The 10648-nt window shown below is 69.0% G+C and carries 4 protein-coding genes, 1 tRNA gene and 1 rRNA gene; 1 reads left to right on the forward strand and 5 read right to left on the reverse strand.

Annotated features, from left to right (window positions below):
• Positions 1-23 precede the first annotated feature (23 nt).
• Positions 24-680 (reverse strand): two-component system response regulator, encoded by a 657-nt coding sequence (locus ACIGWZ_RS38790; protein WP_400072647.1) that lies wholly within the window; start codon positions 678-680, stop codon positions 24-26.
• Between the two features lie 255 nt (positions 681-935).
• On the reverse strand, positions 936-6446 hold the full coding sequence (locus tag ACIGWZ_RS38795; protein ID WP_400072649.1) for a HAMP domain-containing protein: 5511 nt from the start codon (positions 6444-6446) through the stop codon (positions 936-938).
• Positions 6447-6942: 496 nt separating this feature from the next.
• Between ACIGWZ_RS38795 and ACIGWZ_RS38800 the strand changes: the two genes are divergently transcribed.
• Positions 6943-9573, forward strand: a complete 2631-nt coding sequence (locus ACIGWZ_RS38800) for a SpoIIE family protein phosphatase (protein WP_400072655.1) — start codon at positions 6943-6945, stop codon at positions 9571-9573.
• A 53-nt stretch (positions 9574-9626) separates the two neighbouring features.
• Here ACIGWZ_RS38800 and ACIGWZ_RS38805 read toward each other — a convergent pair.
• From ACIGWZ_RS38805 to rrf, 3 genes are all read right to left on the reverse strand, one after another.
• A tRNA-Thr gene (locus tag ACIGWZ_RS38805) sits at positions 9627-9699 on the reverse strand.
• 64 nt (positions 9700-9763) lie between these two features.
• The gene (locus ACIGWZ_RS38810) at positions 9764-10426 is read right to left on the reverse strand and encodes a DegT/DnrJ/EryC1/StrS family aminotransferase (protein WP_400072651.1); all 663 of its coding nucleotides are present in this window, start codon (positions 10424-10426) and stop codon (positions 9764-9766) included.
• Between the two features lie 130 nt (positions 10427-10556).
• A 5S ribosomal RNA gene (gene rrf / locus ACIGWZ_RS38815) occupies positions 10557-10648 on the reverse strand; the annotation flags it as partial.

Raw genomic sequence — 10648 nt, forward strand, 5'->3', positions numbered from 1 at the left:
AGTCACCCGCCGCCGGGCGCCGCTCAGCCCGCCCCGCTGCCCGACCCCGGCTCCAGCGCGTCCAGCGCCCGGCGCAGACCCGTCAGCTTGCGCTCCAGATGCGCGGCGGTGGCGACCGCGGCGGCCTCCGCCGTCTCGTCCAACTGCTTGGACAGCGCCTCCGCCTGCTCCTCGACCGCAGCCAGCCGCGCCGACAGCTCGGCCAGCAGCCCCGCCGACTCCCTCGCCTCCGAGTTCGGCTGCCCGCCCTCCAGCTGGAGCCTCAGCAGCGAGGCCTGCTCCCGCAGTTGGCAGTTCTTCATGTAGAGCTCGACGAAGACCGAGACCTTCGCGCGCAGCACCCACGGGTCGAACGGCTTGGAGATGTAGTCGACCGCACCGGCCGCATAGCCGCGGAAGGTGTGGTGCGGGCCGTGGTTGATGGCCGTCAGGAAGATGATCGGGATGTCGCGGGTACGTTCGCGCCGCTTGATGTGCGCGGCGGTCTCGAACCCGTCCATCCCCGGCATCTGCACATCGAGCAGAATCACCGCGAAGTCGTCCGTGAGCAGTGCTTTGAGCGCTTCCTCCCCGGACGATGCCCGCACCAGTGTCTGATCGAGCGCAGAGAGGATCGCCTCCAGCGCCAGCAGATTCTCCGGCCGGTCATCGACCAGGAGGATCTTGGCCTTCTGCACCATGGCCCGTCCTCCTCGCCCCGGCATCGAACCGGACGCCGCCCCAGGGGACGACTCCGTCACGTCGCCCGTTCTTGTGCCGGTCATGGTAGCTGCACCCCGCCTATCGCCACACCCTGTCACCGCGATGTCACTGTGCACGTAGCGGAAACGCAGCGAGAGACCAGAAGGTTCCCCGAATACCGCGCTTCCACACGTCCGCGGCAACACTGAGTCAGCACGCGATGATCCTCTTTCGGCTCCATACTGGACGCCCCATCACCTCGCGCGCATCCATTGCTCCATGACCGACAACAGATGATCGGTATCCACCGGCTTGGTCACATAGTCGGATGCACCGGAGTCGATGCTCTTCTCCCGGTCACCCTTCATCGCCTTCGCGGTCAGCGCAATGATGGGCAGCCCGGCGAACTGCGGCATCCGACGGATCGCGGCCGTGGTCGCGTACCCGTCCATCTCCGGCATCATGATGTCCATCAGGACCAGGACCACATCGTCGTGCTGCTCCAGCACCTCGATGCCCTCCCGGCCGTTCTCCGCGTACAGCACCGACAGCCCGTGCTGCTCCAGGACGCTGGTGAGCGCGAAGACGTTACGGATGTCGTCGTCGACGATCAGCACCTTCTCGCCGTGGAAGCCGCCGCCGCCCATGCCCGGCTGGACCAGATCCTGGCCGTTGCCGATCCAGGGCTCCTCGGCGGACTGCTGAGTGGTCGGCTGCGACGGCTGCTGCGGCGCCTGCGGCGGCGGGGTGGGAGCGGGCTGGCCCGGCAGCTCGAAGCGCCGCGCACCGGCCGAAATCCCGCGCCGGCGACGCCGGTTGAGGCTGGAGCCGACGCCGTCGTCCGGCAGCACCTCCAGCTCGGCCTGCCGCCCCGCCTCCGTCTCGCGCGCCTCCGCGTCCATCGCCAGCCCGCCGGCCACCAGCTGCGGGTAGCCCTGCGGCGGCAGCCCGCCGGGGTTGTGCGGCAGGTAGAGCGTGAAGGTGGAGCCGCGACTGGGCTCGCTCGCGGCATGGATCTCGCCGCCCAGCAGCCGGGCGATCTCCCGGCTGATGGACAGGCCCAGGCCCGTGCCGCCGTACTTGCGGCTGGTCGTGCCGTCCGCCTGCTTGAACGCTTCGAAGATGACCCGCATCTTGCTGGACGCGATACCGATACCGGTGTCGGTCACCGAGAACGCGATCATGTCGGCGTCCGGGTCACGCAGCGAACCGTGCTCCAGCAGCTGCTCGCGGATCGCCACCGGCACATCCGCGCCGGCCGGCCGGATGACCAGCTCGACGGCGCCGCTGTCGGTGAACTTCACGGCGTTGGAGAGCAGATTGCGCAGCACCTGCAGCAGCCGCTGTTCGTCGGTGTGCAGCGTGGCGGGCAGCTCCGGGGAGACCCGTACGGAGAAATCGAGCCCCTTCTCCGCGGTCAGCGGCCGGAACGTCGCCTCCACGTAGTCGACGAGCTGGACCAGCGCGATCCGCGTCGGGCTGACGTCCATCTTGCCCGCCTCCACCTTCGACAGGTCGAGGATGTCGTTGATCAGCTGGAGCAGATCGGAACCCGCACCATGGATCGTTTCGGCGAACTCGACCTGCTTCGGGGAGAGGTTCCCCTCGGCATTATCGGCCAGCAACTTGGCCAGAATCAGCAGCGAGTTCAGCGGCGTACGCAGCTCGTGCGACATGTTCGCCAGGAACTCCGACTTGTAACGCATCGAGACCGCGAGCTGCTCGGCGCGCTCCTCCAGGACCTGCCGCGCCTCCTCGATCTCGGTGTTCTTCACCTCGATGTCGCGGTTCTGCGCCCGCAGCTGCTCGGCCTTCTCCTCCAGCTCCGAGTTGGACAGCTCCAGCGCCTTCTGCCGGCTCTCCAGCTCGCCCGAGCGCTCCTTGAGCTGCTCGGTCAGCTCCTGCGACTGCTTGAGCAGCACCTCGGTCTTGGTGTTGACCGAGATGGTGTTGACGCTGGTAGCGATCATTTCGGCGATCTGGCTGAGGAAGTCCTTCTGGATCTGCGTGAACGGCTGGAAGGACGCCAGCTCGATCACGCCGAGCACCTTGTCCTCGAAGAGCACCGGCAGCACGATCACATTCGCCGGCGGCGCCTCGCCCAGCCCGGAGGCGATCTTGAGGTACCCGGAGGGGACGTTCTCCACCAGGATGGTGCGCCCCTCCTCCGCGGCCGTGCCGATCAGCGTCTCGCCGGGCTTGAAGGTCGTCGGCATCCCGCCCATGGCATAGCCGTACGAGCCCATCAGCCGCAGCTCGTACGCGCCCGCCTCGCCGCCGTCCGCGCCGATCTCCCGGCTGTCGGGCTGCGCCGCGAGGAAGAACGCGCCGTGCTGCGCGGAGACCGCCGGCGAGAGCTCGCTCATGATGAGGGTGGCGACGTCCTTGAGATCGCGGCGCCCCTGCATCAGGCCGGAGATCCGGGCCAGATTGCCCTTGAGCCAGTCCTGTTCCTCGTTGGCGAGGGTGGTCTCGCGGAGCGTGGAGATCATGGTGTTGACGTTGTCCTGGAGCTCCAGGATCTCGCCGGCCGCGTCCACATCGATGCGGACGTTGTGATCGCCGAGGGTCACCGCCGCGGCGACGGCGGCGATCGCCCGCACCTGCCGGGTCAGGTTCCCGGCCATCTCGTTGACGGACTCCGTCAGGTCCTTCCAGGTACCGGCCACGCCCCGCACCTGCGCCTGACCGCCCAGCTGGCCCTCCGTACCCACCTCGCGGGCCACCCTGGTGACCTGCTCCGCGAACGAGGACAGCTGGTCGACCATGGTGTTGATGGTGGTCTTCAGCGCGAGGATCTCGCCCCGGGCGTCCACGTCGATCTTCTTGGTCAGATCGCCCTTGGCCACCGCGGTGGTGACCATCGCGATGTTGCGGACCTGGCCGGTCAGGTTGTTGGCCATGGAGTTCACGGACTCCGTGAGGTCCTTCCACGTACCGGCGACACCGGGGACGCGGGCCTGGCCGCCCAGGATGCCGTCGGTGCCCACCTCGCGGGCCACCCGCGTGACCTCGTCGGCGAACGACGACAGCGTCGTGACCATCGTGTTGACCGTGTCGGCCAGCTGCGCGACCTCGCCGCGCGCCTCGACCGTCACCTTCTTCGTCAGATCGCCGTTGGCGACCGCCGCCGAGACCTGGGAGATGTTGCGCACCTGGATGGTCAGGTTGTTGGCCATCAGGTTCACGTTGTCGCTGAGATCCAGCCAGATTCCGGTCGCGCCCGGCACCCGTGCCTGACCGCCCAACTGGCCCTCGGTGCCCACCTCACGGGCCACCCGGGTCACCTGCTCGGCGAACGACGAGAGCTGGTCCACCATCGTGTTGACGGTCGTGACCAGCTCGAGGATCTCGCCCTTGGCGTCGACGGTGATCTTCTTCGACAGATCACCGCGGGCCACCGCCGTCGTCACCTCGGCGATGTTGCGCACCTGCGAGGTCAGGTTGTTCGCCATGAAGTTGACGGACTGGGTGAGGTCCTTCCACGTACCGCTGACGCCCTGCACCTCGGCCTGGCCGCCCAGGATGCCCTCGGTGCCCACCTCACGGGCGACCCGGGTGACCTGCTCCGCGAAGGAGGACAGCTGGTCCACCATCGTGTTCAGGGTGTTCTTCAGCTCCAGGATCTCGCCCCGGGCGTCCACGTCGATCTTCTGCGACAGGTCACCGCGCGCGACCGCCGTGGCGACCTGCGCGATGTTTCGGACCTGAGCCGTCAGGTTGCCGGCCATGCCGTTCACGGAGTCGGTCAGATCCCGCCAGACACCGGCGACGCCCGGCACCTGCGCCTGACCGCCCAGCCGGCCGTCCGTGCCGACCTCCCGGGCGACCCGGGTGACCTGCTCGGCGAAGGCGGAGAGCTGGTCGACCATCGTGTTGATGGTGTTCTTCAGCTCCAGGATCTCGCCGCGCGCATCGACGTCGATCTTCTGCGACAGGTCACCGCGCGCGACCGCCGTCGTCACCTGCGCGATCTGTCGCACCTGGGAGGTGAGGTTCCCCGCCATGAAGTTGACGGAGTCGGTCAGCTCCTTCCAGGTGCCGCTGACGCCGTCCACCCGGGCCTGACCGCCCAGCCGGCCCTCCGTACCCACGTCCCTGGCCATCCGCGTGACCTGGTCGGCGAACGAGGACAGCTGATCCACCATGGTGTTCACGGTGTTCTTCAGCTGGAGCATCTCACCGGAGACATCGACGGTGACCTTCTGCGACAGATCACCGTTCGCGACCGCCGTCGTCACCTGCGCGATGTTGCGCACCTGCCCGGTCAGGTTGCGGAAGGCGGTGTTCACGGAGTCCGTGAGGTCCTTCCACGTCCCGGCCGCGCCCGGCACCGCCGCCTGACCGCCCAGCTCACCCTCGACGCCGATCTCCCGCGCCACTCGCGTCACTTCGGCACCGAACGCCGAGAGCTGATCCACCATCGTGTTGACGGTGTTCTTCAACTCCAGCATTTCACCGGCCACATCGACGGTGACCTTCTGCGACAGATCACCATTGGCGACCGCCGTCGTCACCTGCGCGATGTCCCGCACCTGCCCGGTCAGATTGCGGAAGGCGTTGTTCACCGAGTCGGTGAGGTCCTTCCACGTCCCCGCCGCGCCCGGCACCTGCGCCTGACCGCCGAGCTGTCCCTCGGCCCCGACCTCGTTCGCCACCCGCGTCACTTCGTCCGCGAAGGTCCGCAGCGTCTCGGTCATGGTGTTGATGGTGTCGGCGAGCTGCGCGACCTCGCCGCGCGCGCTGACCGTGACCTTCTGGGACAGGTCGCCGTTCGCGACGGCGGTGGTGACCTGCGCAATCCCGCGCACCTGAGCGGTCAGGTTCCCGGCCATGAGATTGACCGAATCCGTCAGGTCCTTCCACACGCCGGCCACACCGGGGACCTGCGCCTGACCGCCGAGCTCGCCCTCCGTACCGACCTCACGGGCGACCCGGGTCACCTCGGAGGCGAACGAGGAGAGCTGGTCCACCATCGTGTTGACGGTGTTCTTCAGCTCCAGCATCTCGCCGGCGACATGCACGGTCACCTTGCGCGAGAGATCGCCCTTGGCGACCGCGGTGGTGACGAGAGCGATGTCCCGCACCTGCGCGGTGAGCCGCGAGGCCATGGTGTTGACCGATTCCGTGAGGTCCTTCCACGAACCGGACATCCCCCGCACCCGGGCCTGACCGCCGAGCTTGCCCTCCGTACCGACCTCGCTGGCCACCCTCGTGACCTCGTCGGTGAAGGCGGAGAGCTGGTCCACCAGCCCGTTGACCGTACGGCCGACCTTCAGGAATTCACCCCGCAGGGGATGCTCCGATGAGCTGTCCGAGCTGCGCGACCGCAGATCCATCCGCTGTTCCAGGTCGCCCTCGGACACCGCCGACAGCACCCGTCCCACCTCGGAGACCGGCCGTACGAGATCGTCCACCAGGGCGTTCGAGGCATCGATGGCCGCCGCCCAGGAACCCTCGGCGGCGCCGACCTCCAGCCGTTCCGTGAGTTTTCCCTCACGTCCGACGACCCGGCGCACCCGCGCCAGCTCGCCCGTCAGATGCAGATTTCGGTCCGCGACCTCATTGAAGACCGCCGCGATCTCCGACATCACGCCTTCGCCGGAAACCGTGAGCCGCTTGCGGAAGTTCCCGTCCCGCATGGCGACAAGAGCGACCAACAGCCGATTCAGGGCAGCCGTGTCCACCTCGGTCGTCCCGTTGTTCCGGGATCGTCCGCCTTTTGCGCGCGTGCTTACGCCCCGCGCCGCTGCGCCAGACTCCACCGTGTCCCTCCCGCAGGATCGACCGTTCTACCCGGGCTTTCTCTTGATACTTGCCCAGTGTTTCACCCCGCCGCCCGGACGCGACAAGGAGTCGAAACGTAACCACACTGATGGAGATTCGTTGAAGCTGACGGGCAGGGCTTGCCCTCAGCTACTTCCGGGCCGGTTCCCGACCCGGCTGATGCTGATCGCGTAGGACCCGCCCGATCTCCGGGCGACCGAGCGGCGCGAGCCAGGAATCCCCTCCTTCCGGAGGGGAGGAGTCACATACTTCGGCAGCATCCACACACCATGTGTAGCGCATCACCGGCAATGACCCGGCGGCCGTGCACACTCCTCACGGGGGCTGAGCATGGCCGCCGGAGTGCGTCTGCACCCAGAAAGCACGCCGTCGTTCCCACCGTCCGACCAGACCGTCTAGCCTGGCTTGCGCATCGACACCACGAGAAACGGGCACAGGACTCGGGGGAGCGACGGAAAACCAATGGGGAGTGCTGTGATCACCGCGCGGGCCGCCGCCACATTCGAGCCGGTCGGGCGTTCGGTCGCCACTGCCCGTGCGTTCGTCAGGGACACCCTCCAGGGCTGGGGCTTCGGCGACATCGTCGACGACGCCGTCGTCCTGACCAGCGAACTGGTAACCAACGCCGTGGTGCACGCCGGCACCGCCGCCGATGTGCTGTGCCTGCGCACGGACGGCGGCGTACGCATCTCCGTCGCCGACCGCTACCCCGAACGCGAGATTCCGCTCCAGAACGCCGGCCAGACCATGGTCCATCCCGACCGCGAGGGCGGCCGCGGTCTGCTGCTGTGCGGCGCGCTGGCCGCCCGCTGGGGCGTGGAGTACACCGCCGCCCAGAAGCACGTCTGGTTCCAGCTCGAGCTTCCTGAGCGCCCGGCCGGCACCCGCTCCGCCGGGCCCGCCCTCCCGGTGGACGCCCTCCCGGCCACGGACACCCGCGTCCGCGTCGCCGTCGTGCAGATCGACCGCGCCGGCTGCATCAGCTTCTGGAACGACGACGCCCAGGACCTCTTCGCCTACGACCCGGAAAAGGTCATCGGCAAACCGATCACCGAGCTCGCCGCCTGGCCGCACACCCCCGGCACGGGTACGGGCCTCGCCGAGGCGCTCGAGCTCTCGCGCTGGGAGGGCTCGTACGGCATCCGGGGCGCCGACGGCCGCGTCATCCCCGTCTACGCCTCCCACCTGCGGGTCCGCGACGCCGACGGCGAGGCCTCCACGGTCTGCCTCCTGGTGCGCGAACACGAGCGCGCCATCCTGCAGAGCCCCCAGCGCACCCCCGCCCCGGACGCCGCCTCCCAGGCCGTCCAGTCCGAAGGACGTCCCTCGGATCCGTTCGAGGTCTTCATCGGCTCCCCCGCCCCCGACGACCTCGACGGGCTGCTCCAGCGCACGGTCGAGCGCGCCCGCGACATGCTCGACGGCGACGCCGCCTACCTCCTGCTGGCCACCGACGACGAGACCGAGCTGGAGGTCCGCGCCTCCACGGGCCTGCCCTCCGCCCGCCAGCGGTTCGCCCGCGTCCCCGTGGAGGCCGGATCCGGACGCTACGGCTCCGCCCGAATGCCCGCCGTCCACGAAGATCTCACCGCGGTGCCCGGCGCCGTCCCGCTCCTGTCCGGTACGGGCATGCGCTCCGTCGTCACCGTCCCCCTGAAGGTCGAGGGCCGCCTGACCGGCTCCCTCGGCGTCGCCGCGGAAGGCCCCGGCCGCTACACCAACGAAGAAGCCCTCCGCCTCCAGTTCGCCGCCGACCGCATCGCCCTCGCCGTCGAACGGGCCCGCCTGACCGAGCTGGAAAAGCTGCGCCGCGGCTCCCTCTCCTTCCTCGTCGAGGCATCCGACCTCCTGGCCGGCACCCTCGACCGCGACCAGACGCTGGCCCTGATGGCACAGATGACGGTCCCCACCCTCGCCACCTGGTGCGCCGTCTACACCGTCGCCGACCAGACCTCCGAGCCCGAGCTCTCCTACGTCCTGCATGAGGACGAGGACCGCATCGACGGCCTCAAGACCCTCCTCCTCAAGGTCGACCCGCCCGAGCCGGTCCCCACCCCCGGCGCGCGTGTCTGGACCGCCCCCAGCGACGCCGCCCACGACGCGGCTCTGCGCACCTCCATGCGCAGCCTGGGCCTGGGCAACTCCGCCCGCCCGTCCACGGGACCGGGCGCCACTCTGGCCACCGCCTCCGCCGTCGGCGGCGAGACGGTCGTCCTCCCCCTCGTCGCCCGCAACCGCGTCATCGGCATGCTCACCCTCGGCAAGCCCACCGAGGAACACTTCCGTCAGGAGATCCTCGAACTCGCCGAGGACCTCTCCCGCCGGGCCGCCCTCGCCCTGGACAACGCCCGCCTCTACTCCGAACGCACAGCCATCAGCCAGTCCCTCCAGCGCAGCCTGCTCCCCCCGGAGCTGCCCGACATCCAGGGCGTCGAGGTCGAGGTCATCTACCGCGCGGCCGGCGAGGGCAACGAAGTCGGCGGCGACTTCTACGACCTCTTCCCGATCCGCGACGGCGCCTACGGCTTCGCGATCGGCGACGTCTGCGGTACGGGCCCCGAGGCGGCGGCCGTCACGGGCCTGGCCCGGCACGCCCTCCGCCTCCTGGCCCGCGAGGGCTTCGGCGGCCCCGCCGTCCTCGAGCGTCTGAACGCCGCCATCCTCGACGAGGGCGCCCGCAGCCGCTTCCTGACTCTCCTTTACGGCGAGCTGTGGCCCCAGCCCGACGGCAGCGCCCTGCTCAAGGTCGTCTGCGCCGGCCACCCGCTACCGCTCCGCCTGCGCCAGGACGGCACGGTCGAGCCGGCCGCCGAACCCCAGCCGCTCCTCGGTGTCATGGACGACCTCGAGCTCTACGAGCAGACCGTCACCCTCGACCCCGGTGACGTCCTCCTGTGCGTCACGGACGGCGTCACCGAACGCCGCGAGGGCACCCGCATGCTCGGCGACGACGGCCTCACCGACGTCCTGACGACCTGTACGGGCCTGACCGCCGGCGCCGTAGCCGCCCGCGTCCTGCGCGCCGTGGAACGCTTCGCCGCCGAACCGGCCTCCGACGACATGGCCATCCTCGCCATGCGCGTCCCCGAAATCCCCGCCGACTGACACCCCGTACGACGAAGGCCCCCGCCGGATGGCGGGGGCCTTTCGTTTTCCAGAGCCCCAATACGGAATCGAACCGTAGACCTTCTCCTTACCATGGAGACGCTCTGCCGACTGAGCTATTGGGGCGCAGCGACGAAAGAAATACTACCTGATCTCCGCGACGCTCCGAGCCACCCACCCACTCGCCCGCCTAAAAGGCCGGCTGCAGCAATCCTCCCAGCGCATTGCAAGCGCTCACCATCTTCTGCAACTCCCGCCGCGACACATCCATCTGCAGCGGCAGCGCCAGCGTCTCGTCAACGGCCCGCTCGGTATGCGGCAGAAACACATCCCGCCGCAGCCCCGGCATCCGATACGCCGGCGCCTGTACGGGAACCTTGCACGCCACTCCCTTGGCCCGCAGAGCCCGCGCAAAGGCATCCCGGTCCGGCCGCCCGTTCCCCGGCACCCGCACCACATACTGCTCGTACGTGTGCCCCGCCGCCGGCGCCGGCGTCCCCACGCCGCTGAGCCTGCCGTCCAGATACGTCGCCAGCGCCCGTCGCCGCTCCGCACCGTCCGGCTGAGCCCCTGGCTCGTCCTCGACCAGCACCAACAGCCCGTGCCGCTGTCCCACTTCGCGAATCCAGCCGGCATCGGCCCGGCGTCCGAACCGATGTATCGCCACGACCGCCGCCGTCCTGCTGCTCACCACGTCCGCCACCGCGGCCGGGTCGAGGCAGTAACTGTCGGCATCCACATCGGCGAACACCGGCACGGCGCCCAACTGCACCACAGCCCGCGCCACTTCGGCGTTGCCGTAGGCCGGCACCACGACCTCGTCACCAGCGCGCACACCGGCGGACTCGAGCATTCCTACTGTCCCCATGACGCGGATCCTGGCGACGCGAGGTGAACGTCAAGTTACGCCTCTCACCTGAAAATCAGAACAAAAAAGCTCCGGCTCCTGAACCAGAAGGTCCAGGAGCCGGAGCTGAAAGTTTGTTCGGCGGCGTCCTACTCTCCCACAGGGTCCCCCCTGCAGTACCATCGGCGCTGAAAGGCTTAGCTTCCGGGTTCGAAATGTAACCGGGCG

It is taken from the genome of Streptomyces sp. NPDC053427 (assembly GCF_044544985.1).
Taxonomy (GTDB): domain Bacteria; phylum Actinomycetota; class Actinomycetes; order Streptomycetales; family Streptomycetaceae; genus Streptomyces.

Coding starts and splice junctions, on each gene's coding strand:
- ACIGWZ_RS38810 (WP_400072651.1), bottom strand. CDS start 10,426: ATGCTCGAGTCCGCCGGTGTGCGCGCTGGTGACGAGGTCGTGGTGCCG.
- ACIGWZ_RS38790 (WP_400072647.1), bottom strand. CDS start 680: ATGGTGCAGAAGGCCAAGATCCTCCTGGTCGATGACCGGCCGGAGAAT.